Origin of the sequence: Streptomyces sp. NBC_00986 (assembly GCF_045162565.1) — a bacterium.
Classification (GTDB): Bacteria; Actinomycetota; Actinomycetes; order Streptomycetales; family Streptomycetaceae; genus Streptomyces.
The window spans coordinates 4,966,011-4,990,307 of sequence record NZ_CP108733.1; the positions used below are offsets into that span (position 1 = coordinate 4,966,011).

Annotated in this window: 29 protein-coding genes; 16 read left to right on the forward strand and 13 right to left on the reverse strand. The window is 70.5% G+C overall.

Annotated elements, in window-relative coordinates; translation table 11 throughout:
• Positions 1 to 6: 6 nt before the first annotated feature.
• Entirely contained in the window at positions 7 to 852 is an 846-nt protein-coding gene (locus OG504_RS21635; protein WP_405991311.1) for a helix-turn-helix domain-containing protein, read from the forward strand.
• A gap of 94 nt (positions 853 to 946) precedes the next feature.
• Entirely contained in the window at positions 947 to 1,435 is a 489-nt protein-coding gene (locus OG504_RS21640; RefSeq protein ID WP_405991312.1) for an RICIN domain-containing protein, read from the forward strand.
• 2 nt (positions 1,436 to 1,437) lie between these two features.
• Here OG504_RS21640 and OG504_RS21645 read toward each other — a convergent pair whose 3' ends face one another.
• Positions 1,438 to 2,088, reverse strand: coding sequence for a TetR/AcrR family transcriptional regulator C-terminal domain-containing protein (locus OG504_RS21645; protein ID WP_405991313.1), 651 nt, complete (start codon positions 2,086 to 2,088; stop codon positions 1,438 to 1,440).
• Positions 2,089 to 2,160: 72 nt separating this feature from the next.
• Between OG504_RS21645 and OG504_RS21650 the strand changes: the two genes are divergently transcribed.
• The gene (locus OG504_RS21650) at positions 2,161 to 3,573 is read left to right on the forward strand and encodes an FAD-dependent oxidoreductase (RefSeq protein ID WP_405991314.1); all 1,413 of its coding nucleotides are present in this window, start codon (positions 2,161 to 2,163) and stop codon (positions 3,571 to 3,573) included.
• Here OG504_RS21650 and leuE read toward each other — a convergent pair whose 3' ends face one another.
• Positions 3,574 to 4,230 (reverse strand): leucine efflux protein LeuE, encoded by a 657-nt coding sequence (gene leuE / locus OG504_RS21655; RefSeq protein ID WP_405991315.1) that lies wholly within the window; start codon positions 4,228 to 4,230, stop codon positions 3,574 to 3,576. It lies immediately after the preceding gene.
• A gap of 111 nt (positions 4,231 to 4,341) precedes the next feature.
• Here leuE and OG504_RS21660 point away from each other — a divergent pair, with 111 nt between their 5' ends.
• Positions 4,342 to 5,175 carry a L,D-transpeptidase family protein gene (locus OG504_RS21660; RefSeq protein ID WP_405991316.1) on the forward strand — a complete coding sequence of 278 codons (834 nt, stop codon included), beginning with the start codon at positions 4,342 to 4,344 and terminating at the stop codon, positions 5,173 to 5,175.
• 208 nt (positions 5,176 to 5,383) lie between these two features.
• Here OG504_RS21660 and OG504_RS21665 read toward each other — a convergent pair whose 3' ends face one another.
• The 4 genes from OG504_RS21665 to OG504_RS21680 form a co-directional block, all read right to left on the reverse strand.
• Positions 5,384 to 6,556 (reverse strand): hypothetical protein, encoded by a 1,173-nt coding sequence (locus OG504_RS21665; protein WP_405991317.1) that lies wholly within the window; start codon positions 6,554 to 6,556, stop codon positions 5,384 to 5,386.
• Positions 6,556 to 7,218, reverse strand: a complete 663-nt coding sequence (locus OG504_RS21670) for an RNA polymerase sigma factor (protein WP_405991318.1) — start codon at positions 7,216 to 7,218, stop codon at positions 6,556 to 6,558. The genes OG504_RS21665 and OG504_RS21670 overlap by 1 nt, the downstream gene beginning before the upstream one ends.
• 267 nt (positions 7,219 to 7,485) lie before the next feature.
• Positions 7,486 to 7,695 (reverse strand): hypothetical protein, encoded by a 210-nt coding sequence (locus OG504_RS21675; RefSeq protein WP_405991319.1) that lies wholly within the window; start codon positions 7,693 to 7,695, stop codon positions 7,486 to 7,488.
• Positions 7,688 to 8,299, reverse strand: coding sequence for an RNA polymerase sigma factor (locus tag OG504_RS21680; RefSeq protein WP_405991320.1), 612 nt, complete (start codon positions 8,297 to 8,299; stop codon positions 7,688 to 7,690). Before OG504_RS21680 ends, OG504_RS21675 begins: the two co-directional genes overlap by 8 nt.
• 232 nt (positions 8,300 to 8,531) lie before the next feature.
• On the opposite strand from OG504_RS21680, the gene OG504_RS21685 reads away from it, so the two are divergent.
• Complete coding sequence (locus tag OG504_RS21685) at positions 8,532 to 9,722, forward strand: Gfo/Idh/MocA family protein (protein WP_405991321.1); 1,191 nt, start codon at positions 8,532 to 8,534, stop codon at positions 9,720 to 9,722.
• 37 nt (positions 9,723 to 9,759) lie between these two features.
• Here the strand turns inward: OG504_RS21685 and OG504_RS21690 are convergent, their stop codons facing one another.
• From OG504_RS21690 to OG504_RS21710, 5 genes are all read right to left on the reverse strand, one after another.
• Entirely contained in the window at positions 9,760 to 11,235 is a 1,476-nt protein-coding gene (locus OG504_RS21690) for an MFS transporter (protein ID WP_405991322.1), read from the reverse strand.
• Positions 11,236 to 11,383: 148 nt separating this feature from the next.
• Positions 11,384 to 11,785, reverse strand: a complete 402-nt coding sequence (locus tag OG504_RS21695; protein ID WP_405991323.1) for a hypothetical protein — start codon at positions 11,783 to 11,785, stop codon at positions 11,384 to 11,386.
• 112 nt (positions 11,786 to 11,897) lie between these two features.
• On the reverse strand, positions 11,898 to 12,488 hold the full coding sequence (locus OG504_RS21700; protein WP_405991324.1) for a hypothetical protein: 591 nt from the start codon (positions 12,486 to 12,488) through the stop codon (positions 11,898 to 11,900).
• Between the two features lie 145 nt (positions 12,489 to 12,633).
• Positions 12,634 to 13,317, reverse strand: coding sequence for a DUF4328 domain-containing protein (locus tag OG504_RS21705; protein ID WP_405991325.1), 684 nt, complete (start codon positions 13,315 to 13,317; stop codon positions 12,634 to 12,636).
• 139 nt (positions 13,318 to 13,456) lie between these two features.
• Entirely contained in the window at positions 13,457 to 15,091 is a 1,635-nt protein-coding gene (locus tag OG504_RS21710) for a beta-N-acetylhexosaminidase (RefSeq protein ID WP_405996397.1), read from the reverse strand.
• A 219-nt stretch (positions 15,092 to 15,310) separates the two neighbouring features.
• On the opposite strand from OG504_RS21710, the gene OG504_RS21715 reads away from it, so the two are divergent.
• The 6 genes from OG504_RS21715 (at position 15,311) to OG504_RS21740 (ending at position 20,278) form a co-directional block, all read left to right on the forward strand.
• The gene (locus tag OG504_RS21715) at positions 15,311 to 15,868 is read left to right on the forward strand and encodes a 2-oxo-4-hydroxy-4-carboxy-5-ureidoimidazoline decarboxylase (protein WP_405991326.1); all 558 of its coding nucleotides are present in this window, start codon (positions 15,311 to 15,313) and stop codon (positions 15,866 to 15,868) included.
• 241 nt (positions 15,869 to 16,109) lie between these two features.
• Entirely contained in the window at positions 16,110 to 16,490 is a 381-nt protein-coding gene (gene sdhC, locus OG504_RS21720) for a succinate dehydrogenase, cytochrome b556 subunit (protein ID WP_079660228.1), read from the forward strand.
• Between the two features lie 5 nt (positions 16,491 to 16,495).
• Positions 16,496 to 16,978 (forward strand): succinate dehydrogenase hydrophobic membrane anchor subunit, encoded by a 483-nt coding sequence (locus tag OG504_RS21725; RefSeq protein WP_405991327.1) that lies wholly within the window; start codon positions 16,496 to 16,498, stop codon positions 16,976 to 16,978.
• Positions 16,979 to 17,002: 24 nt separating this feature from the next.
• Entirely contained in the window at positions 17,003 to 18,757 is a 1,755-nt protein-coding gene (gene sdhA, locus OG504_RS21730; protein WP_399115044.1) for a succinate dehydrogenase flavoprotein subunit, read from the forward strand.
• Positions 18,757 to 19,536, forward strand: a complete 780-nt coding sequence (locus OG504_RS21735; protein WP_405991328.1) for a succinate dehydrogenase iron-sulfur subunit — start codon at positions 18,757 to 18,759, stop codon at positions 19,534 to 19,536. The genes sdhA and OG504_RS21735 overlap by 1 nt, the downstream gene beginning before the upstream one ends.
• Before the next feature lie 169 nt (positions 19,537 to 19,705).
• Positions 19,706 to 20,278: a Uma2 family endonuclease gene (locus tag OG504_RS21740; RefSeq protein ID WP_405991329.1), complete on the forward strand. Its 573-nt coding sequence runs from the start codon at positions 19,706 to 19,708 to the stop codon at positions 20,276 to 20,278.
• A gap of 3 nt (positions 20,279 to 20,281) precedes the next feature.
• Here the strand turns inward: OG504_RS21740 and OG504_RS21745 are convergent, their stop codons facing one another.
• The gene (locus OG504_RS21745) at positions 20,282 to 20,719 is read right to left on the reverse strand and encodes an ATP-binding protein (RefSeq protein WP_405991330.1); all 438 of its coding nucleotides are present in this window, start codon (positions 20,717 to 20,719) and stop codon (positions 20,282 to 20,284) included.
• A 139-nt stretch (positions 20,720 to 20,858) separates the two neighbouring features.
• On the opposite strand from OG504_RS21745, the gene OG504_RS21750 reads away from it, so the two are divergent.
• Together OG504_RS21750 and OG504_RS21755 are read left to right on the forward strand one after the other, a co-directional pair.
• Positions 20,859 to 21,710 (forward strand): helix-turn-helix domain-containing protein, encoded by an 852-nt coding sequence (locus OG504_RS21750; RefSeq protein ID WP_405991331.1) that lies wholly within the window; start codon positions 20,859 to 20,861, stop codon positions 21,708 to 21,710.
• 10 nt (positions 21,711 to 21,720) lie between these two features.
• On the forward strand, positions 21,721 to 21,918 hold the full coding sequence (locus OG504_RS21755; RefSeq protein WP_405991332.1) for a DUF397 domain-containing protein: 198 nt from the start codon (positions 21,721 to 21,723) through the stop codon (positions 21,916 to 21,918).
• Here OG504_RS21755 and OG504_RS21760 read toward each other — a convergent pair.
• Positions 21,902 to 22,474 (reverse strand): hypothetical protein, encoded by a 573-nt coding sequence (locus tag OG504_RS21760; RefSeq protein ID WP_405991333.1) that lies wholly within the window; start codon positions 22,472 to 22,474, stop codon positions 21,902 to 21,904. The two genes, OG504_RS21755 and OG504_RS21760, sit on opposite strands and share 17 nt — an antisense overlap.
• A gap of 382 nt (positions 22,475 to 22,856) precedes the next feature.
• Here OG504_RS21760 and OG504_RS21765 point away from each other — a divergent pair, with 382 nt between their 5' ends.
• The 3 genes from OG504_RS21765 (at position 22,857) to OG504_RS21775 (ending at position 24,289) form a co-directional block, all read left to right on the forward strand.
• Positions 22,857 to 23,267, forward strand: a complete 411-nt coding sequence (locus OG504_RS21765; protein ID WP_405991334.1) for a VOC family protein — start codon at positions 22,857 to 22,859, stop codon at positions 23,265 to 23,267.
• A gap of 96 nt (positions 23,268 to 23,363) precedes the next feature.
• A complete protein-coding gene (locus OG504_RS21770) occupies positions 23,364 to 23,771 on the forward strand; it encodes a hypothetical protein (protein WP_033280152.1) in 408 nt (135 codons plus the stop codon).
• Positions 23,768 to 24,289 carry a thiol-disulfide oxidoreductase DCC family protein gene (locus tag OG504_RS21775; protein ID WP_405991335.1) on the forward strand — a complete coding sequence of 174 codons (522 nt, stop codon included), beginning with the start codon at positions 23,768 to 23,770 and terminating at the stop codon, positions 24,287 to 24,289. The genes OG504_RS21770 and OG504_RS21775 overlap by 4 nt, the downstream gene beginning before the upstream one ends.
• Positions 24,290 to 24,297: the final 8 nt, after the last annotated feature.

The following is a 24,297-nucleotide window of genomic DNA, read 5'->3' on the forward strand; positions in this document are numbered from 1 at the left end:
GAGTTCATGACCGGACGACTTGTCAGACTCGGCGCGATGCCGGTGTGGTCGGCGGCCTTCCAGCCGCTGGAACTACGACGTCACCCTCGATCGAGACAGAGGACCGGCGTGGACTTTCGCCTCGCGCTCCTCCTTGAGGGGGAGGCGGTGATCACCTGCGGCCGGCGCGAAACCCGTCTGCGCGCGGGCGACTTCTACTGCGACGACGGCTCACACCCGCACGAGATCCGCACCGGCCCGATCAGGGCCGTCGGCGCCGTCATCCCGGAGGCCCTGCTGCCGTTGCCCCGGGACAGCGCCCACCGGGTGCTCGGCCACCGCATCCCGGGCCGGGACCTCATGGCACCCCTGCTCGCCCGTTTCCTCACCCAGGTCACGGAACACACCGGCGCCTACCGCCCCGCCGACGGACCCCGGCTGGGCACGGTCCTGAGCAGCATGGTCGCCGCCCTGCTGACCCGCGCCGCGGAACCGGCCCCCTGCCCGCCACTGACTCCCCGGGCGCCGCTGACCCCGCGCATCACGGCGTTCATCCAACAGCGCCTGGACGACCCGGAGTTGACCCCGCAGAGCATCGCCGCCGCGCACGGCATCTCGCTCAGCTATCTGCACCGGCTCTTCGAGGACGAGAGCGAGACCGTCGCCGCGTTCGTCCGCCGCAGGCGCCTGGAGCGGGCCCGCTTCGACCTCGCCGACCCGGCCCAGGCCGACACCCCCGTGCACGCCGTCGCGGCCCGCTGGGGCTTCGCCCGCGCCACCGACTTCGCGCGCGCCTTCCGCGCCGCGTACGGGCTGGCGCCGGGCGACTTCCGCAAGCACTCCCGCGGTTCCCGTGGACGCATTGCCACATGAGTGTGCTCTGTGCGCCAACGCCCCAACTGCCCCTTCCCGGCAGGCTGTTGATCAGGACGACCGCTCCACTTCCAACTCTCCGAAAGAGGTTGCAGTGAAGAAACTCCGTCTTGCCGCAGTCAGCGCCGTGGGCGCACTCGCCGCGAGCGCCGGGCTGATGTTCCCGGCGACCGCGCAGGCGGCGCCGACGTACTGGCAGTTCCAGAACGCCAGGTACGGCACGTGTCTGACGGCCGGTGACACCGGCACGGCGTTCGCCACGTCGTGTGTCGGGAGCAACCGTCAGCAGTGGGACTTCGTCGGTACCGGCACCTACCAGGAACTCAGAAACCGCGAGACCGGCACCTGCCTGATGACCGACAACAACACCGACACCAACGCCGTCTGGATGAGCTCCTGCACCGGCTCCCTCGGCCAGTTGTGGTCGTACAACGGCGCCACCGGGTTCATCGTCGGCCTCCTCGGCCTGGAATTCGAGGAGCACCTGAGGACGAGCACCGTCCAGAACGCGGTCTACGCCACCGACTACCCCCAGTCGGGGATCGACAGCGACACCTTCATCTGGTGGGGCACCCACGACTGACCTCAGCTGACCCCCGACCACACCTCCACGCCCGCCACGACTACGGCCAGCCCTTCCTCGAAATGCCGGCCGTAGTCCTCGAAGATCTCCGCGCCCGCCGCGGCCGACAGAGGGAAGTCGGCCATCAGGCGGGCGCGTTCGTGTACGTCGTAGCCCTCGCGGCGCTCGTCCGGCAGCGGCTGGACACCCTGCTCCTCGCTGACGAAACCGATCGTGAAGAGGTACGACGTCGAGGTCGCGCGGACCGCCTGGGCGAGGGTGAAGCCGGCCTCGGTGAACAGGCGCAGGGTGTTCTCCATCGCCACGGCGTGCAGCGTGCCGGTGAAACGTGAGCCGCTGAAGACCTTGGCACCGTCGCGGTAGCCGAGCAGCGCGTCCCGCAGTCCGCGGTTGGACTTCAGCAGCCGCTCCTGCCAGGTGTCCTCGGGGGCGAGCGGGGCGTCGGCGACCATCCGCCGGTACATCTCCGTCGCCATCTCGTCGAGCAGCGCCTGTTTGTCCTTGAAGTGCCAGTACAGGGCGGGCGCCTTGACGTCCAGCTCCTTGGCGATGGCGCGCAGGGTCAGCCCGTCGAGGCCGACTTCGTTCAGCAGCTTCAGGGCCGTGTCCGCCACGCGCTTGCGGTCGAGGGGGATGCGTCGTTCCGTACTCACGCTTGACAACTTAACACCGTTAAGGCCACCCTCGGAATCGATGGCACTTAACAGCGTTAAGGAGACTGGATCATGACCGATCACGTGGACGTACTGATCGTGGGCGCCGGCCCCACCGGACTCGCCCTCGGCGTCGACCTCGCCCGGCGCGGGGTGGACGCGTTGGTCGTGGAGCGCGGCGCGGACCTGTCCCCCGGCTCCCGCGGCAAGGGCATCCAGCCGCGCACGATGGAGGTCTTCGACGACCTCGGTGTCCTGGACGCGATCCTCGCGGCGGGCGGCGACTACCCGGTCGGAATGGTCTGGCAGGACGGTGAGCGGGTCGCCGAGCAGCAGATGTTCGACCCGGCCGAGACGAACGAGGACTCGCCGTACGGCGCCCCGTGGATGGTGCCGCAGTGGCGCACCCAGGAGATCCTCCGGGCCCGGCTCGACGAGCTGGGCGGCCGAGTGTCCTTCGGCCGCGAGGTCACCGGGCTCACCCAGGACGAGGACGGTGTGACGGTCGAGTTCACGTCCGGCGCCCCTGTCCGCGCCCGGTACGCGGTGGCCGCGGACGGCGGTCGCTCGGTGATCCGGCGCGGGCTCGGCATCGGCATGACCGGCGAGACCGTCGACCCGAACCCGATCCTGGTGGCGGACACCCGCATCACCGGCCTGGACCGCGACAACTGGCACATCTTCCCGCCGCGGGGCGACGAGGGCTTCCTGGCGATCTGCCCGCTGGCCGGGACCGAGGACTTCCAGGTGGTCGCCCAACTCCTGGACGACAGCACGCCCGACCTCTCCCTCGACGGCGTACGGAAGATCGTCGCCGCCCGCTCGCACGTCGCCCCCGAGGACATCACCGAGCTCCGCTGGGCCTCGGACTTCCGACCCCGGGCCGCCCTCGCGGACAGCTTCCAGCAGGGCCGGGTCTTCCTCGCCGGGGACGCGGCGCACGTCCACTCGCCGGCCGGCGGCCAGGGCCTCAACACCAGCGTCCAGGACGCCTACAACCTGGGCTGGAAGCTGGGCGCGGTCCTGCGCGGCGAGGCTCCCGCGAGCCTGCTCGACACCTACGAGGAGGAGCGGCGCCCCAACGCAGCCGAGATGCTCGGCCTGTCCACCAAGGTCCACCGGGGCGAGGCCCGCCGCGGCGAAGCGACCCGCCAACTGGGCATCGGCTACCGGGAGTCGAGCCTCACGGCGGAGACCCGGGCGGCCTCGGACGGGCTACGGGCCGGCGACCGCGCCCCGAACCGGACCGTCGCGGGCGTCCGCCTCCTCGACGCCTTCCGGGGCCCGCACTGGACCCTGCTCGCACTGGGCACGAAGGCACCGGCGACCGGTGACGGCGACGCCGTACGCGTCGTAGCGGGCCCGGCGGCCGAGACGTACGGCACGGGCCTCTTCCTGGTCCGCCCCGACGGCTACGTCGGCTGGGCGGGCGAGACGGACGACGGCCTGGCGGAGTACGCGGAACGCTTCGGCCTGAGCGTCTAGTTACACGGAACTGGCCAGTGAGAGCTTCACCGCGAAGCCCAGGAAGAGCGCCCCCGCCGCCGAGGTGGCCCCAGCCGCGAGCCGCCTGCGGCGGCGGAAGGCCGTCGCCAGCCGGGTCCCGCTGAAGATCAGGGCACTGAGGTAGAGGAAGCTCGCCAGCTGCGCGAAGGCGCCGAGCACGACGAACGACAGGGCGGGGTAGGCGTACCCCGGGTCGACGAACTGCACGAAGAAGGCGACGAAGAACAGGATCGCCTTCGGGTTGAAGAGGCTCACGACGAAGGCACGGCGGTAGGGCCGCTCCTCGGCCGCCTCCTCGGCGGGCGCCGCCTCCATGGCCGCCCGCTCCTTGCGGCTGCGCCACATCGCCCACGCGGCCCGCAGCATCCCGAACGCCAGCCAGGTCAGATACCCGGCCCCCGCGTACTTCACGATCCCGAACAGCACGGCGTTGGCCTCCAACAGCGAGGCGACCCCGGCCGCGGAGAGCGTCATCAGCACGGTGTCCCCGCACCAGACACCGGCGGCGGCCGTGTACCCGGCCCGAATCCCGCGCCGGGCGGCGACCGAGAGGACGTACAGCGAGTTGGGCCCGGGCAGCAGAACGATCAGGACGAGGCCGGCCAGGTAGGTGGGGAGGTCTATGACACCGAGCATGAGAACGAGTGTCGCATGCGCCGGACGCCGTTCGCGGCCTGTCGTCCGGGGGTACGTGTCGGGGGTACGAGGCCGGTGAGACGACGGGGGTCCGCGATGCGTACTACGGGTATGGGGAGGCGTACTTCGGGTAGGGCGCGAGCGATCGCCGCCGCGGCGGCCCTGTCCGCACTGGCGGCGGTGTGCGGCTGCACGGTGCAGGGCACCGACGCGGACGGCGGGCACCATCTGCCCGTCCGTATCCAGCTTCCGGACAGCGGCACCGGCACCGGCGACAGCAAGCCCGCCGCCTCCCCGAGCACCGTCCGCGCCGCGAACGTCCTGTGGTCGCGCGGCGACAGCGGCGGCGACGTGCGCGAACTGCAGGCGCGGCTACGGCAGGTCGACTGGCTCTTCGACGGGCCGACCGGGACCTACGACGACCTCACCGAGCAGGCCGTCGCGGGTTTCCAGGGCAAGCGCGGACTGCCGAAGACGGGCCGGACCGACACCGTCACCTGGCAGCGGCTGCTGAAGATGACGCACGAGCCGGGCAAGTGGGACCTGTACCTGATGGGCGGCCAGCCGGCCGGCGCACCCGACCCGCGCTGTCTCACCGGCCGGGTGCTGTGCATCGACAAGACGAGCCGGACCCTGCGCTGGATGATCGACGGACGGACGGTGTCGACGATGTCGGTACGGTTCGGCGCGGAGCTCACCCCGACCCGCGACGGTGTGTTCCAGGTCTACTGGAAGGCCCGCAACTGGGTGTCCACGCTCTACCACTCCCCCATGCCGTACGCGATGTTCTTCAGCGGCGGCCAGGCGGTGCACTACTCGTACGACTTCTCGATGCGGGGTTACGCGGGCGGCTCGCACGGCTGCGTCAACGTACGGGACGAGGCGGCGATCGCGAGTCTCTTCGCCCAGGTGCGGACCGGCGACAAGGTCGTCGTCTACCAGTAGGGGTATGAGGCGCGGGCGGGACCGGGGGAACGTGTCCCACCCGCGCCGGGTGCACGAGCCGTAGGTACGGGGGGAACCCCGGCTCTGTGCGATGGCCGATGACCAGTCGGCTCACTCAGTACTGCGCCACGACGGCCGAAAATGTCACACCCGCCGCGAAGAAATTTCCACGAGCCACGAAATCGCAGGTCAGCGACGTGCGATCGGTTCAGAGCACGCTGTACGTCGGGCTCGGCGACGGGGTCTGCCGGGTGTCGGTGGTGTGCGACGGGGCCGGGGCGGGCGACGGCTGGTGCCGGGCGAGCGGGGTGAAGACCGAGGGACCGGAGGTGGCGGCGCCGTTGTTCTGATAACCGCCGTTGCTGCTGCCGCCGTTACCGCCACCGCCGCTGCCGCCGCCCGGTGCGATCGGGGCTATGTGCCCGTCGTTGCCGCCGCCCTGGCCGCCGGTCTGCTCGTCCGAACCGTTCTGGTCGCCGCCCTGACCGCCGGCGTTCTGCCCGTTGCTGTTACCGCTGCCGGCGCTGTTGCCGTTGCCCTTGCCGCCGGCGTTCTTGTCGTCCGTGTCGGTGCCGGTGTGCTGGAGGAGGCCCTTGCAGTACGTCCACACGTGGGAGGTACCGCCCGCCGCGCCCTCCAGGGTGCGCTTGCGGCCGGGGGCCAGGGGCTTGCCGTCGCGCACGGCACGGCAGGACGAGGTGACGCCTTTCCACCAGCCGCCGGAGCCGAAGGACTTGCCGTCACCGGTACCGGCCGTGGCCGTGGGGCCGGTGCCGCTGCCGGCGGCCTCGCCGGAGGAGTCGTCGGAACCGCCGCCCGTCGTGGGCGTGCCCGGGCCGCCGGTGCCGCTCGGCGAGGGCGAGACGAGCGTGCGGTCGGACGGTGTCACGGCGGCGGAGATGGAGGAGGCGGGCGTCGGGTCGTCGTAGAACGGCGTCGGCAGGGCTCCGGTGCCGACGGCGGCCGCGACCCCGCCGAGCATGCCGACGGCGAGCGCGGCGGTCAGGGCGACCCGTACGGGTCTTCCCCAGCGCGGGCCCGGGACGGTCGTGGCGGGGCGCCCGAGCCGGACGAGACCGGCGTCGGAGGACGGCCCGCGGCCGCGCCGGACGAGGGCGGCCCGCTCGACATCGTTGCCGGTGCGCGCCGACCTGAAGGCGGCCAACGCGGCCTCCTCGCCCGGGAGTTCGACCTTGGTCTGCGAGGGTTCCACGGACAGCGCGCCGAGGGTTCTGGCGAGCCGCTCGGCCTGGGCGCGGGCGGCCGGGTCGACGGCTTCCAGGGACTCGCCGCGCAGCAGCAGTTCGGCGGTCTCACGGTCCAGCCATCGGCCGGGGGTCCGAGGGGTGTCCCCCGGAAAAGCAGAGCGCTCGTCGGCCATCACATGTCCTTCTGCGTCCGCGCGCGCGTATGCGTCACAGTGGCGGACGTCACCGCGCGGTCGCGCGGGTCTCGCTGGGGCGGCAGGGCGTCGAGGGCCGCGGCCGATTCCGGGTCGCCGCCGAGCAGTTCCGCCAGCCGTTTCAGCCCGCGGTGCGCGGCCGTGCGGACGGCGCCGGGCCGCTTGCCGAGGGTCTCCGCGACGGTCTTGGCGTCGAGGCCCATCACCACGCGGAGGACGACGGCCTCGGCCTGGTCCTGCGGCAGCTGGGCGATGAGGGAGAGGGTGTTGTCGGTGGCCAGGGCCTCGATGGCCTCGCCTGCGGTGTCGGACTCGGCGGCGCGGCCGGTGAGTTCGGTCTCGTCGCCGCCTATCGCGGGGCGGCGGCCGCGCATCCGTATGTGGTCCAGGGCGCGGTTGCGGGCGATCCGGGCGGCCCAGCCGCGGAACCGGTCCGCGTCCCCGCTGAACCGGTCCAGGTCACGGGCGATCTGCAGCCAGGCCTCGGACGCGACGTCCTCGGCGTCCGGATCGCCGACCAGCGTCCGTACGTATCCGAGCAACCGTGGGTGCACCGTGCGGTACACAGTCCGGAACGCGGTCTCGTCCCCGTCCTGCGCCGCAAGCACCGCGGCGGTCAGCTCCGCGTCGTCCCCCAGCACGTGGTCCCTCGAATGGTGTTGGTCGCGTCCGCACTCCGGCGCGAAAGGCACGTTACGACCTGAAACTGTTCCTCGTCCATGTCCGTACAAGACGCAACTACTTGGTTCGGACCCCCGGTGTGACAGAAAACGCACTCCCGGCGCTGTAAAAAGTACGGGCCGCCGCGCGGCCCGTACAGCGCGACGGCCGGGGCCTCTCCTGTGGGGGGTGGCGGCCCCGGCCGTCTCCGCGGTGTCCCTCACGGGCCTGCGACGATGCGCGAACCCTTACAGGCCGCCACTGCCCCTCGGCCGCCAGTCGTCCTGACTCCGCGTCGGCGCCGCCTGGACCCCCGCGTCCCGCGCCGCCCTGAACGCAGCCACCGCCCGCCGTTCGGCCTCGCCGTCCACGTCACCCTCGCGGAGAGCCGCGCCCAGCAGGCCCGGGAGGCCGGCCGGACCGGGGGGACCCGGAGGGCCCGTGTCGTGGTCAGCCATGTCCGTCTCCGTCCCTTTCCCTCACGCCGTCCGTCACGCCCAGTTCGCGCGCCAGCCGCTTCAACCCCCGATAGGCGGCCGTACGCACCGCTCCCGGCCGCTTGCCCAACACCCGTGCGGCGGCGGGCCCGTCGAGCCCCACGACCACCCGCAGCAGCACGGCCTCGGCCTGGTCCCGCGGCAGCCCCCGCACCAGCCCGAGCGCGTACTCCGTGGAGAGGGACTCCAGCGCCTGGTCGTGGGTGCTGTGCGGGCCGGGCAGTTCGAGTACGTCCTGTTCGAGCGCCGCCGGTCTCGGACGTACCCGCTGTCTGCGCAGATGGTCGAGCGCCCGGTGCCGGGCGATGGTCGCCGTCCAGCCGCGGAAGCCCGCCCCGTCGCCGCGGAACCGGCCCAGGTCGCGGGCGATCTCCAGCCACGCGTCGGACGCCACGTCCTCGGCGTCGTCGCCGACGAGCCCGCGGAGATACCCGAGCAGCCCGGGCTGCACGAGCCGGTACGCGACCGCGAACGCGCCGTCGTCGCCCTCCTGGGCCCGCGCGACGGCCGCGCCCAGTTCCCCGTCGTACGCGTGCCCGCGCCGGGGCTCGCCTGTCTGGCCCAAGGACTGTCCTCGTCCGTACCGAGTGCGCGAAGAATCCGTACGGGCACGGCGGTCCTCCTCGGTGATCCCCCCTCGGCGATCCCCCGCACCCCCCATCGCCATCAGCGCCGCCCCTCACAGAAACGTCACAGCCCGCGGCCCGCCCGGCACATCTCCGGCCCGGCGACGGGGCACGGTCCCTCTGGCCCCGGCGCACGTCCGCCCGTGGCGTCCCCGCGAACGAAGGAGACCCATGTCCGACCTCCGTATCGGTGTCCTCGGCTACGGCCTGCGCGGCAGCCTCGCCCGGGTCGCCCACCGCCCCGGCGCGGGCTCCCGCGTCACCGCCCTCGCGGACCCCGACCCGGCGGCCCGGGAGCAGGCGGCCCGCGACTTCCCGGGGGTCTCAACATCCGCCGGCCATCGGGAAGTTGTCCTGTCCCCGCACGTCGACGCGATCCTCGTCCTCACCCCCGACCACACCCACGCCGACCTCGCCTGCGAGGCGTTGCGCGCGGGCAGGCCCGTCCTCGTCGAGAAGCCGCTCGACATCACCGTCGAACGCTGCGACCGCGTCCTGCGTACGGCCCAGGAGACCGGCACCCGCCTCTATGTCGGCCACAACATGCGCCACATGCCGGTGATCCGCCTGATGCGCGACCTCGTCGAGGGCGGCGCGATCGGCACCGTGAAGACGGTGTGGGTACGGCACTTCGTGGGCTACGGCGGTGACTGGTACTTCAAGGACTGGCACGCCGAACGCCGTTACAGCACGGGCCTGTTGCTGCAGAAGGCGGCGCACGACCTCGACGTGGTGCACTGGCTCGCCGGCGGATACACCCGCCAAGTCCACGCATTCGGCGACCTGTTGGTCTACGGCGGCCTCCCGCACCGGCGCGCGCCCGGCGAGCCGAAGACCGCCGACTGGTACACCGAGGACGGACACTGGCCGCCGCACACCCAGCGGGCGCTCAACCCGGTCATCGACGTCGAGGACGTGTCGTTGGTCAACATGCGCCTGGACAACGGGGTGTTGGCCGCCTACCAGCAGTGCCACTTCACCCCCGACTACTGGCGCAACTACACCGTCATCGGCGACGCGGGCCGACTGGAGAACTTCGGCGACGGGCCCGGCGCGGTGGTCAAGGTCTGGAACAGCCGCCGTTCGGAATACCGCGAGCACGCCGACGCCGAGTACCGGGTCCCGGACACCGGGCAGGACGGCGAACACGGCGGCGCCGACCCGCTGTTGATCGACGAGTTCCTGCGGTTCGTACGGCACGGCGGGCGCACCGACACCTCGCCCGTCGCCGCGCGGATGGCCGTGGCCGCGGGGTCCGGGGCCACCGAGTCACTGCGGGACGGCGGCACCCCGCGCGAGGTGCCGCCCCTCGATCCGGAACTCGTCGCCTACTTCGAGCGGGGTCAAGTGCAGCAGTCGTAGGCCTGGTTGGGACTGCGAGGCCATGGAGGCCGTAGGTCTAGATGGAGGTCTCCACCGGCTGCTGCGGGGTCTCCTTCGCCACCGCGCCCACGGTGGGCACCCGGTCCGCGTTCACCAGGACCCCGGCAATGAGGGCGGCCAGCAGGATCGATGCCATCGCCCACCAGGTGGCGACGTTGAAGCCGTGCACGGCGGCCTTCGCCTCCAGGAGTTTCCGGTTCACGCCGGGGCCCGCGTGGGCGGTCGCGTAGCGGGTGGTGACCGTGGCGGCGATCGTGTTGAGGAGGGCCGTACCGATCGAACCGCCCACCTGCTGGGCGGTGTTGAAGGTCGCGGAGGCCGCGCCCGAGTCGCGGGGTGCGACACCGCCGGTGGCCAGGGAGACCGAGGTCATCATCGCCGTACCCATGCCGAGGCCGAGCATCAGCATGCCGGGCAGGATGTACGTGGCGTACGCGGGCTCCACGCCGACCTGGGCGATCAGCGCGAGCGCGCCCGCCGCGATCAGGAGACCGGGGACCATCAGGGTGCGCGGCGGGACCCGGTGCAGCAGCCGGGCCGCGACCTGGGTCGAGCCGGTGATCATGCCGACGGTGATGGGGAGATAGGCGACGCCCGTCTTGACCGGCGAGTATCCGAGGACGCGCTGCATGTAGTAGGTGAGGAAGAGGAACACACCGAACATGCCGATGGTGACGAACAGGATGGTCAGGAAGGCCCCGACCCGCTGACGGTCCTTCACCACCGACATCGGCAGCAGCGGAACCTTCGCCCGCGTCTGCCAGAACCCGAAGGCGCCGAGCAGGACGACCCCGGCGGCGAGCAGGGTCAGGACCAGTCCGTCGCCCCAACTCCTCGACTCCGCCTCGGAGAAGCCGTAGACCAGCGTGAGCATGCCGAGGGAGCCGAGGAGCGCGCCGGGTATGTCGAGGTGGGCGTCCGGGTGCCGGGAGCTGTCGCTGAGCAGGACCCAGGCACCGGCGAACGCGACCAGCGCGATGGGGACATTGACGTAGAGGCACCAGCGCCAGTCCAGATACTGGGTGAGGAAGCCGCCCGCCAGGAGCCCGACTGCCGCGCCCGCGCCGACGATCGCGCCGAACACACCGAAGGCCTTGCTGCGGTCCTTCGGGTCGGTGAACGTCGTCGTGAGCAGCGACAGCGCGGAGGGGGCCAGCAGGGCGGCGAAGACTCCTTGCAGCGCCCGGGCGCCGAAGAGCATGCCCTGGTTGGCGGCTGCACCGCCGAGCGCGGACGCGGCGGCGAAGCCGATCAGCCCGATCATGAAGGTGTTCTTGCGCCCGGCGAGGTCCGCGATCCGGCCCCCGAGGAGCAACAGCCCGCCGAACGCGAGGGTGTAGGCGGTGATGACCCACTGCCGGTTCCCGTCCGACATGCCGAGGTCGGTCTGGGCGGACGGCAGTGCGATGTTGACGATGGTCATGTCGAGGACGACCATCAACTGCGCGAGCGCGATGACGACCAGCGCCCACCAACGACGGTTCTCGGCCATGGATCCTCCCCGGGTCCGGCGAACGTCCTCATCGTCCTCCCGCACGCCATCCTTTGGGAACGGTGGCGTCTCTTATTACGTCGATTTTGCCGACCGGGCCCCACTGCGTGCCGGGTGCGGGGCGCTTGATGCTCGGCACCGAACTCCCTTACCGGCGAACGCCGTTCACCGCGTCCCGGCACAGCAGCCGCAGCGACCCGTGCCCGCCGAAACACCGCCGGGCCTCGTCGATGGGGTCCCACAGCCGCCCCTCGGGAGTACGCAGCCAGTGCTCGCCCCCGGTCGCCCACCACTCGCCACCGGTCTGCCGCGCGATCACCTCACCGGCATACGCCCCGAACCCGCGCAACTCGCTCTCGACGGCGGCGTACGGCGCCCCGTCCCGCCGTATCTCCTCGATCGTCCGGTCGACCCGCCACAGGCTCCGCGCCGAGTAGTCGAGCCGCACCCGGGCCCCCTCGCGCATCGTCGCCACCGCGTCCGCCGCCCACCGCACGGGCCGGGCGGCGGCGGAGGGCCTGGTCTCTCGAACCGTCGTCACATGCGTCATCGCACCAGGAGAAGCATGGTGGGAGGGTGTTCCGGCACCCCGATCCGGACATTTCCACGGACCGGCGCAGGACCGACCCACCCTCGCCGCACAACGGTCACAGACCTCGCCGTCAACTCCGGCCGCGCGCCCGCCGCGAGACCACCGCGCGCAGCACCCGGCGCCCCTCCGTCGACACCGCGAGCACCTGGCGCAGTCCGCCCGAGCCGGTTCCGGCGAGGAGTTCGAGGACGGTGATCTGGCGGCGCAGTTCGGCGGCGACGAGGGGTGACATTCCTTCCGTACGACCTTCACGGCGGGAGTCGATGTCGCCGGCGCCGTCCACCTCGCCGGCGGGGGCCATGACCTCCAGGAGCCGGTGGATCCGCAGCGCGGCTACCGAACAGGCGTCGGCCCACTCCCGCAGCGGAGCGCCCACCGGATCGGCCGGCGCGGTCGCGAGCATCGCGCGGGCGAGCCGCACGGCTTGGTCCTCGCCGGCTTCCTCACCGGGTTCCTCGAAGAGCCCGGGCAACTTGGCGCGGGCCCGCTCCAGGCACTCGCCCCACGTCTCCCCCGCGGCCGGGTCGGCGAGGCTGGTCCACAGCGGGCGCAGCACCTCGTCGTCACCGCCCAGCAGCGGCACGCACCGATCCAAACAAGCCAGTCCACTGGCAGCCAGCGCGCGTTCGTCGGCCTGCGCGATCAGTTCCACCAGACTCATCCAGACCTCCCTCAGCGGGGCCCCTCCCCTATGGAGCCCGCATTTCCCCTGACGGCACGCCCCACCCCGGGAGTGTCACACGGGACACCCCCGAGCAGGCAGAGAAAAGGGAAGAAGAGGTTTTCGGCCAACTGAACGGGATCCCTCAGACCCCGCCCGGGACGCCCGGCCCCGCCAGCGCCTTCGCGTGCTGCATCCGGGTCAGCCGCAGCACCAGCGCGATCGCCAGCGCCGCGGCCGCGATGTCGAGGGCGTCGGAGATCATCAACGCGTAGGCACCGGCGTGGGTCCCGTCCACCGTGTCGGCGTCCGCGGACTGCGCGGAGCCCACCCGGTCGCCGACGAGCGACAGGAGCCACAGCGTCCACCACGCGTTGACCAGCAGATACGACCTGCGGGCGCCCAGCGGGCTGCTGGCGTCCCAGATGTCACGGGTGATCCGGCGCGGGTACCAGAGGTTCACGAACGGGACGAACCACCCGCCTATCGCCCACCCGGGCTTCATGCTCTGCGCGTCGGGTGCGAACACCCCGGCGTTGGCCCGCACCCGCACGAACCAGCACAGGTACACGACGGCGCACGCGATCAGCGCGCCCGACTGGATGCCACCGGCCACCGTGTTGAGCGAGTTCGCGTCGTCCAGCCTCCCGGCGGCCGCACCGGCGGACGCGCCGTCCATGAGGTCGCCCGTCACGTCGTAGAGGACGAGATCGGCGTAGACGGCGAACAGGTCGACGGCGATGACGAGGCCGAGCAGTGCGACGGCGGCCCGGCCGAGCCCGATGGGCGAGCGCAGATAGGGACCGGGCGCGGGTCTGGGCGTGGGCATGGGAACGGACATGGTGAAACGACCCCCGAGTGCGAGCGGAAAGAGAAAAGAGAGGGGAACATACGTTCCCTGGCCCCTGCCCGTCCAGCCGCGCCGACCGCCCGCTCGGCCCTCGCCCGACCCGCCGCCCGGTCCCCGCTCAACCCACCTTGTCCGCAAGGGACTTGAACTGCGTCCAGGTCAGTGCGGGCGTCCCCGGGTCCCAGAGTTTCTGGACCGTCGCGCGCAGCGGCATACGAATTCCGGCCGCGACCTGGTTCTGCGTCTGCGAGTTGGCGAGGTCGCACCAGACCGCGAACGACCCGCCGAGGATCTGGGAGTCGTACTTCGCCGGAACCGCCGTCGTGCCGCGCAGTACGCGCGGGGTCCACTGTTCGTAGATCCGCCGCCCCGTCGGATAGACGAAGGTCTGCGGCTCGCCGAGGACGTAATAGAGGTACTCGTCGTTGTAGTTGAGGAGCTTGCGCCCCGCGCTCAGATACGCGACGGGCTGCCGGGCGCCGATCTCCTTGCCCGTCCAGTACGCGACCTGGAGGTCCTTGGCCGCGGCCACCGAAGTCCCCTTGAGGAAGCCGTCGTTCCACACCCGCATCGTGCGGTCGTGGTTGCGGACGGTGTCGGCGCGGTCGTTGAGCCAGCCGGTGGTGAGGTCGGCGACGGTGCCGCCGGAGCCGTAGGCCTTCACGGCCTCGGCCGCCAACTGGGGGAAGGACGCCTGGGGGTTGGCGACGGTCAGCGCCTGGTACTCGTCGCCGCCGAGGTGCCACTGGTCGCCGGGGAACAACCCGGCGTACTCGTCGAGGAGTTCGTCCACGATCGCGGCGGACGCGTCCTTGGAGATGTCGATCGCACCGCGCGTGGCGACACCCGACACGTTCCGCAGCTGCAGATCCGGGTGAGCGGCGAGCACCGCGCCGAGGTGCCCCGGGGAGTCGATCTCGGGCACGACGGTGATGTGCCGGCTGGCCGCGAGGGCGACGATCTGCTTGACCTGCGCCTTGGTCAGGTGGTCCTTCGACACGACCTCGGGGTGGGTCGTGGACTCGATCCGGAAACCCTGGTCGTCGGAGAAGTGCAGCCCCAGTTCGTTGAACTTGAGGTCGCCCAACTCCCGTACCCGGTCCTCGATCCAGGCCGCGGTGAACGGCTTGCGCGCGATGTCCAGCATGAACCCGCGCCGCGGCTTGGCCGGCTGGTCGTGCACGACACCCTCCGGCGCCGTACCGCCCCCGTGCACTTCCTGCTTGAGGGTGCGCGTCCCGTAGAACACCCCCGCGTCCGAGGGCCCGCTGATGTTGACCCGCCCACCGCGCACGGTCATCGCGTACGACTCCGGGTTCGCGCCCTCGTCGTCGTTCAGCGCCAGCCGTACGTCCCCGGCGCGCACGTCACTCGCCTCGCCGCCGTACGTCAGCCCCAGCTCACCGGCGATCAGCCGGCCCTCGTCGACGAGATCGGCGTCCTCGACGACGACCCGGTTCCCCTTGACGGGCCGCCAGCCGGGACCGCGCGCGGGGGTGTGGGAACGCACGGCGGGAATGGTGCGGGGCGCCTGCGACAAGGGATACGACCGGGTCGGACTCGGCTTCGGCGTCGGGGACGCGGAACGGGAGGCCGCGCCGCGCGAGGCGGCGGAGGTCTCGTCGGCGGACCCGACCGCCGCACCCCCGGAACCCCCCTCGTCCGCGGACGCGGCCCACAGCCCGAGGCCCACCCCGCCCCCGACCACCACGGTGGCCGCGGCGACCGCGATCAGCCCCCGCCGCTGCCTCAACGGCTTCGACGGCTTCACCTGCTTCGCCGACGAGCGGCGCCTGTGCTGGCTCACGGCGCCAACCTACGGCCCCGGGTGGATCGTGGGTGTCCACCACGCGTTCCGAAACTCTCCCGTCCGGGTGAAATTCGGGCATCTGTCGGACACCTCATGACCACTCCCGATAACGTGGTGACGCACTTCTCACTCTTCAGCACCGCATCCCCTGCCGCATCGTCCGTGACACGAGGATCCACCCTGCCTGCGCACCGCCTCCCCCACCTCCCCGGCCGAGTGGCCATACCGGCGCTGCCCGAGCAGTCCCGCACCTCGCCGTCCCCGAACTCGCTGGCGGGGTTCAACGCCGCGCCCCCCGAGGACGCCCGCCGCACCCTCCTCACCTGCCTCCACAGCCTCCACTGGTCCCGCCGCCTCACCGACCACCGCCCCTACCCCGACCTCGACGCCCTACTCGCGGCGTCCGACGAGGCGTCGTACGACCTGACGGCGGGTGACCTGGCGGAGGCCCTGGCGGGCGAGTCGCTTCCGGTCCTGCCGGACGACACGTACGAGGCCGCCCACATGGCCCTGGACGCGGCCCACGCTGCGTACGAGGCCCGCTTCGGCCACGTGTTCGTCATCTGCGCGGACGGCATCGCCCCGGACGAGGTCCTCGACCACGTACTGGCAGGCATCCGTTCCCGCCTGACGAACGACCCGGAGGAGGAGCGGGTAGTGGTGGCGGAAGAGTTGCGGCGCCTTGCAAGAGGGCGGCTACTCGATGTCTTTTCCTTTTAGGGGCGCGGGGAACTGCGCGACCAGCCACGACGGCGCCGCACCCGGCAATCCACACAAACCCGCCCACCGCTAGCCCGTACGTGCACCTTTGCGTGCCAGTTTGATCACACAGGCAGGCCCGCCGTAAGACCGGCGTCAACGGCTGGATACGATGCGGAGGGCCGGAGGACCGTACCCGGCCGGGCCCGACCGACAGAGAAGCCGGCGCGGCCCTAAATCCCCGCTCCCGGAGGGTTCTTCCGTGCCGGCTGGAACGCTGTACCGCGGCCGGGAAGGAATGTGGTCCTGGGTGGCTCATCGAGTCACCGGCGTCCTCATCTTCTTCTTCCTGTTCGTACACGTGCTGGACACCGCTCTCGTGCGTGTCTCCCCCGAGGACTACGACAAGGTCGTAGCCACCTACAAGACGCCGATCGTGGGACTGCTGGAGTACGGCCTCGTCGCCGCCATCCTGTTCCACGCCCTCAACGGCCTGCGCGTCATCGCCGTCGACTTCTGGTCGAAGGGCCCGCGCTACCAGAAGCAGATGCTCTGGTCCGTGGTCGGCCTGTGGGTCGTGCTCATGCTCGGGGCGATCTACCCCGTGCTCGGCCACGCCGCTCGTGAACTGTTCGGGAGCTGACACCCATGGCCACCACCGAATCCACCGCTTCCGGCATCGGCCCGGTCGAGGGCGAGTCCCTCTACAACGTGGACAACCCCGCGCCCCTCATCGAGGCCCCCCGCCAGCGCACCAAGAAGACCCCGAAGTCGACCCGGGGCAACTTCGAGATGTACGGCTGGCTCTTCATGCGCCTGTCCGGCGTCGTGCTGGTCGTCCTGGTCCTCGGCCACCTGCTGATCCAGCTCGTGCTGGACGGCGGTGTCTCCAAGATCGGCTTCGCCTTCGTGGCCGGCCGCTGGGCCTCGCCGTTCTGGCAGGTCTGGGACCTCCTGATGCTCTGGCTCGCGATGCTGCACGGCGCCAACGGCCTGCGCACGGTCATCAACGACTACGCGGAGCGCGCGAACACCCGGCTGTGGCTCAAGGGCCTGCTCTACACCGCCACGGTGTTCACCATCCTGCTGGGCACGCTGGTGATCTTCACCTTCGACCCGAACATCCGTTAGGCAACGGGGCTGAGGAATTTCCTGATGAAGATCCACAAGTACGACACCGTCATCGTCGGCGCCGGCGGCGCCGGTATGCGCGCCGCGATCGAGTCGACGAAGCGCAGCCGCACCGCGGTCCTGACGAAGCTCTACCCCACCCGCTCCCACACGGGCGCCGCGCAGGGCGGTATGGCCGCCGCGCTCGCCAACGTGGAGGAGGACAACTGGGAGTGGCACACCTTCGACACGATCAAGGGCGGCGACTACCTGGTCGACCAGGACGCCGCCGAGATCCTGGCGAAGGAGGCCATCGACTCGGTCCTCGACCTGGAGAAGATGGGCCTGCCGTTCAACCGCACGCCCGACGGGACGATCGACCAGCGCCGCTTCGGCGGTCACAGCCGCAACCACGGCGAGGCCCCGGTCCGCCGGTCCTGCTACGCGGCCGACCGCACCGGCCACATGATCCTCCAGACGCTGTACCAGAACTGCGTGAAGGAGGGTGTGGAGTTCTTCAACGAGTTCTACGTCCTCGACCAGCTGATCGCCGACGTCGACGGCGTGAAGACGTCGGTCGGCGTGGTCGCGTACGAGCTGGCGACCGGCGAGATCCACGTCTTCCAGGCGAAGGCCGTGATCTACGCGTCCGGTGGCTGCGGCAAGTTCTTCAAGGTGACGTCGAACGCGCACACCCTGACCGGTGACGGCCAGGCCGCGGTGTACCGCCGCGGGCTGCCGCTGGAGGACATGGAGTTCTTCCAGTTCCACCCGACCGGCATCTGGCGCATGGGCATCCTGCTGACGGAGGGCGCCCGCGGTGAGGGCGGCATCCTCCGCAACAAGGACGGCGAGCGCTTCATGGAGAAGTACGCGCCGGTCATGAAGGACCTCGCGTCCCGTGACGTCGTGTCCCGCTCCATCTACACGGAGATCCGTGAGGGCCGCGGCTGCGGTCCCGAGGGCGACCACGTCTACCTCGACCTCACGCACCTCCCGCCGGAGCAGCTCGACGCCAAGCTCCCGGACATCACGGAGTTCGCGCGCACCTACCTCGGTATCGAGCCGTACACGGACCCGATCCCGATCCAGCCCACCGCGCACTACGCGATGGGCGGCATCCCGACGAACGTCGAGGGTGAGGTCCTCACCGACAACACCACCGTCGTCCCGGGCCTGTACGCGGCCGGCGAGGTCGCCTGTGTCTCCGTGCACGGCGCCAACCGCCTCGGCACCAACTCCCTCCTGGACATCAACGTGTTCGGGCGCCGGGCCGGCATCGCGGCGGCGGAGTACTCGCAGAAGGCGTCCTACGTCGAGCTGCCCGAGGACCCCGCGCAGCAGGTCATCGACCAGGTCGAGCACCTGCGCAACTCCACGGGCACCGAGCGCGTGGCGGTCATCCGCCGCGAGCTGCAGGAGTGCATGGACGCGAACGTCATGGTGTTCCGCACCGAGCAGACGATCAAGACGGCGGTCGAGAAGATCGCGGAGCTGCGCGAGCGCTACCGCAACGTCTCGATCCAGGACAAGGGCCGCCGGTTCAACACGGACCTCCTCGAGGCCATCGAGCTGGGCAACCTGCTCGACCTCGCCGAGGTCATGGCGGTCTCGGCGCTCGCCCGCAAGGAGTCCCGCGGCGGTCACTACCGCGAGGACTACCCGAACCGCGACGACGTCAACTTCATGCGCCACACCATGGCGTACCGCGAGGTCGGCGACGACGGCACCGAGTCCATCCGTCTCGACTACAAGCCGGTCGTCCAGACCCGCTACCAGCCGATGGAGCGTAAGTACTGATGGCTACCCCTGTTCTGGACAAGGCGGAAGCGGCCGGCCAGCCCGAGCCCGGCTTCGCCGACTCCCCCTACATCACGGTCACCTTCCGGATCCGCCGCTTCAACTCCGAGGTCTCGGCGGAAGCGGTCTGGGAGGACTTCCAGCTGGAGATCGACCCCAAGGAGCGCGTCCTCGACGGCCTCCACAAGATCAAGTGGGAACTGGACGGCACCCTCACCTTCCGCCGTTCCTGTGCCCACGGCATCTGCGGTTCGGACGCGATGCGGATCAACGGCAAGAACCGTCTCGCCTGCAAGACCCTGATCAAGGACCTCAGCCCCGAGAAGCCGATCACGGTCGAGCCGATCAAGGGTCTGACGGTCCTGAAGGATCTGGTCGTCGACATGGACCCGTTCTTCCAGGCGTACCGGGACGTGATGCCGTTCCTGATCAACCACGACACGAACGAGCCGACCCGGGAACGCCTCCAGTCGGCGGAGGACCGCGAGCGCTTCGACGACACGACGAAGTGCATCCTGTGCGCGGCCTGCACGTCCTCGTGCCCGGTCTTCTGGAACGACGGCCAGTACTTCGGCCCGGCCGCCATCGTCAACGCGCACCGCTTCATCTTCGACAGCCGTGACGACGCGGGCGAGCAGCGCCTGGAGATCCTCAACGACCGCGACGGCGTGTGGCGTTGCCGCACGACCTTCAACTGCACGGACGCGTGCCCGCGCGGCATCGAGGTCACGAAGGCGATCCAGGAAGTGAAGCGGGCGCTGATCACGCGGCGCTTCTGAGGTTGTTTCCTGTACGGCTGTGAGGGCCCCGTTCCTGTTCCGGAACGGGGCCCTCGGGCGTGCGGGGCCACGATCGGGTGAAGCGTGCGGTTCAGGGCTCCTGGAACCCTTCGGCCTACGAAGATGCTCTCGACAACAGCCCAGCGGGAGGCACGTGATGATGAATGGCATGTCGCAGATCGAGGCGGCGAACAGCCTCATGCGTCGCCTTCCGGGCGTCCTCGTCGAGATCATCGGAGGCCAGATGCTGGCGACGCCCCGTCCTGACATCGCTCATACGAGGGTGCTGAAGAAGGTGACTCACGCCTTCGAGGCCGCCGGTCTCGATGAGGACGGGACCGAGGTTCACCGGAGCATCGGCGTCTGGCTGCCGGACGACCCCGAGGACTACGCGATCCCCGATCTCAGCATCGTCGAAGCCGACGTCGACGACCACCTCGTGGAGAACAACTGCTACGCCCCCGTGGTCTTCCGCCTTGTCCTGGAGGTCACTTCCAGCAACTGGCCCGCCGACCTCCGCACCAAGGTCACCGCCTACGCCCAGGCCAGGGTCCCGGTCTACGTCATCGTCGACCGCAAACACCAGCGCCTCCACGTCCTGACGGACCCGGCGGAGGGCGCATATACCAACCACCGCGTCCACGCCCCCGGCGAACTCGTCACCCTCCCCGACACCCTCGGCGCGAAGGTCACCCTTGACGTGGCGGAGATCCTCAAGGCCGGTCAGCCGAAGGGCGATTGAGGCTCAGGCCGCCGCCAACTCGCACCACAGCAGCTTCCCGCCCATCCCGAAGAGATCGTCCCCGAGCGGATACCCGCCCCACGCCACGGCGTAGTGACGGACGAGAAACAGCCCCCGCCCGCCATCGGCATCGACCGGAACCGAACGAAGGGGACCGGACCGCTTGTCGAAAGGCGGCGGGATGTCCGGGTTGGCGTCCCAGACACTCACACGCAGGCGCCGGGAGTCGAGGCACCGCAGGCGGAGGGTGGCGGTGCCGCCCGCGTGGCGGTAGGCGTTGGTGACGAGTTCGGAGACCAACAGTTCGGCGGGGTCGGCCAGTTGATCCATACCGTGCCCGGCGAGTACGGCACGGACGGTGGCGCGGGCGATGCGTGCGGCGCGGGGATCGTGGGGCAGTTGGAGGGCGTACGCCCACGTTGGCGGGGATACGGTGACCATGAACGCCTCCTACGGAGGGGGGAGTTGAGCGGTTCGGAACTCACCGTAACGGTGCGCGTAGAATAGTTTCTACGAAACCTGCGAATACATCCGACGGTCCACTCGTGTGGGTGACCACGGGACGAGGGAGCGGAAGAGCATGCCACCACGGCAGACACCCACGGCACGTCAGCTCCGCCTGGGCGCCGAGCTGCGGAAACTGCGGGAGCACGCGGGCCTCACCGCTCGCGCGGCGGGCGAGATGCTCGGCGCCAACCAGGCACGCATCAGCAACATCGAGACGGGTCGCTTCGGCCTCAGCGAACAACGGGTCCGCACCCTCGCCCAGAACTACGACTGCACCGACGAAGCCCTGATCGACGCGCTCGTGGACATGACGGCGCACCGCGAGCGCGGCTGGTGGGAGGAGTACCGGGACACACTCCCGCCCCGCTTTCTGGACGTCGCGGAGATGGAGCACCACTGCGTCGCGCTACGCGTGGCCCAGGTCATCAACATCCCCGGGCTGCTCCAGACGCCGGAGCACGCCCGGACCCTCTTCCGCCAGGCCGTCCCGACGCTCCGCCCGCACGAGATCGAGTACCGCATCTCGCACCGCATCAAGCGCCAGGCCATCCTGCACCGGGCGCAGCCGCCGCAGTACACGGCGATCATCCACGAGGCCGCGCTGCGTATGCGGTTCGGCGGCGGCGAAGTGGCTCGCGCCCAACTGGACCATCTCGCCAAGACGAGCGAACAGCCACACGTCACGCTCCGGGTGATCCCCTTCGACGGCACCGTGTTCCCCACCGTCGGCCATGGCCTGGACTACGCCCACGGGCCGGTGCCCGCCCTCGACACGGCGCAGCTCGACGCCGCGCACGGCAGCGAACTCATCGACGCTGCCGCACAGTTGACCAAGTACCGACTGATCCTGGACCGCATGGAGCAGGTCACCCTCGAACCCGACGCATCCCGCGACCTCATCCACCGCATCGCCCAAGACACCTGAGAGACCCCCCGTGACCGAACCCCTCTGGCAGAAGTCCACCTACAGCGAGGAGGCCTCCTCCTGCGTCTACGTCGCCACCGCCCCCACCGGAACGATCCTCCTCCGCGAATCCGACGACCCCGCGGAAACCATCCTCACCACCGGCACCCACCAACTCGGCGCCCTGATATCCATGGCCAGAAGCCTTCGCGTCAGGAGTGGTAGGTGATGTTCACCAGCACGGTGTCCGGGGCCAGTTCGTCGACATACGTGTTGAAGAAGGAAACGTAGTCGTCGTCTCGCCGGGACACCGGGGTGACCCAACTCCCGTCGAGCGTCAGCAGTGCGTCACGGACCAACGCCTCATCGGCCTTGCGGCGCAGAAACCGGTCGCGGCCGACACCGAACTCCCCCACGGCCCGCTGTCCGAAGCGGGCGAGCAGGTCGGCATCGTCCAAGACCGCACGCACCAACGGCTGGGCCGCATACCGCTGCCACGCGAGTCCCGCGTGCCGAACCGTGGCCTCGGGATGCTCAGCGATCAGGTCGTCCAGGCTGCGGGCGGGCGGAAACCCCGAGGGCAGCTCCGCCCACGCACGCCACAGCACGTCCGCTTCCGCCGCCGCCCGCGCTCGCTGACCGTCGAAGTCGAGGAGCCGTACCGGGCCCCCGGAGCAGCGATCCGGCGCGACGACGTGGACCTTGCCCTCGCGCACCGGTTCGTAGTCGCGGACGACAAGGGGATCTTCCTCGAACCCGGGCTCAACCCGGCAGACGGTCAGCACTTCCCTGGCCAGGAGAACTTCCCCTCCCGTCCCCGCCCGAGGACCTGGCGCACGGTGTCGAAATCGGTGTCGGGGTGCATTGAGCCGGCCTGGTCGATGCCCGCCCCGAGGTAGCCGCGCCTGTCGGGCCACGCCGACGTCAAGGATGCCGTGGGCGAATCCGGTGCGACCTGGTACCCCCGGAAAAGTGTGACACTTCTCGCGAAAGCGTCACACTTTCTCAGGTGTACAAGCCTGCCCAGGCCCGCTGACGGGATCCGGCCAACAGCGTCCGTCAAGGAGCGGGGCCTTTCTCGTGCGCCCCTCGCCTCAACGAGTGCACATCCCCCGCCCTGCCGGACGGTCGAGCACTTTCCCCGCTCCGCCACTCTAATCTGACGGAATGTCAGATGAAGAGTCGTACGAACTGCTCGGCTTCGACAACCTCCTCCTCCCCGTAGGGGACCTCACCGAAGCCGTCCCCTTCTACGAACGCGCCGGATTCACCGTCGGGTTCCGGCTCGACGAGGCCGGTATCGCGATCCTGAAGGTCGGCGGCGAGACGCCCGGGGTTCTCCTGCGGCAGGAAGACGGGCTGGGGCACCGGCCGCCCCCCTGGCCCGCGCCGCGCGTGTGGCTGGAGGTGCCGGACGCCCGCAAGGCCGCCCAGCACCTCAGCGCCGCCGGAATCGACCTCCTCGACGCACCGTTCTCCGTGGCCACCGGATGGACCGTCGAGATCGCCGACCCCTGGGGCAACGTCATCGGGTTCACCGACTACTCGAAGCGGCCGGAGTTGGCGCGGCGGGTGTGACGCAGGTCCCAGCGCAGCCGAGTTGAACACGTTCAAAAATGCTCCTACAGTTCTTCCTGTCGGCACTTTTGAACGTGTTCAAGAAGGGGGAGGCGCATGGACCGCACGGTCATCGCCTACGTCATCTATCTGATCGTCAGCATCGGACTCACCGTCTGGGTGGCCCGCACGCTCAGCCGCAACGGGCGGATCTTCCTCGCCGACGTCCTCCAGGGGAACGAGAAACTCGCGGAGGCCGTGAACCACCTCCTGGTGGTGGGCTTCTATCTCGTCAACCTCGGGTTCGTCGCCCTGTACCTCAGCGGCGACGGCACCATCGACGACACCCGGGGCATCTTCGAGGCCCTGTCGAAGAAGGTGGGCGTGGTGCTGCTGGTGCTCGGGGTGATGCACCTGGGGAACGTGTTCGTGCTGAACAAGATCCGGCGGCGCGGGGTCATGGAGCGGGAGCAGGTGCCGCCCATCGCGCCGCAGGGGTGGGTCCCGCCGACGGCCGGGGCGTGACGGGGGTGGCCCCGGCCGTCGGCGGGACCCAGGACCGGGACGCCTCGCGCGTCCCGGTCCACGGGCTCACCGTCCTCTACGACGCCGACTGCGCCCTGTGCACCTTCGTGCGCGACTGGCTCGTACGGCAGCCGCAGTTGGTGCCCCTGGAGCTGGTACCGGCGTCCTCCGAAGAGGCCCGGCGGCGCTTTCCCGGGCTCGACCACCGCGCCACCCTCGACGAGGTCACCGTCGTCGGCGACTCCGGGCAGGTCTACCAGGGTGCCGCGGCCTGGATCGTCACCCTGTGGGCCCTGCGCGAACAGCGGCCCCTGGCGCACCGGTTGAACACCCCGGCCGGGGCCCGCCTCGCCCGGGGCGCCGTGCTCGCCGCCGCGAAGTGGCGCGGGGCGCAGTGGGGCGCCGGGCGGTGGGGCGGCGGGGTCTACCGGCAGGGGGACGGCTGGACGTACGACCCGCACCGGGGGTGGACCTACACCGCGCCGGGCTGCGCCGACGGTTCCTGCCCCACTGGATAGGCTCTCTT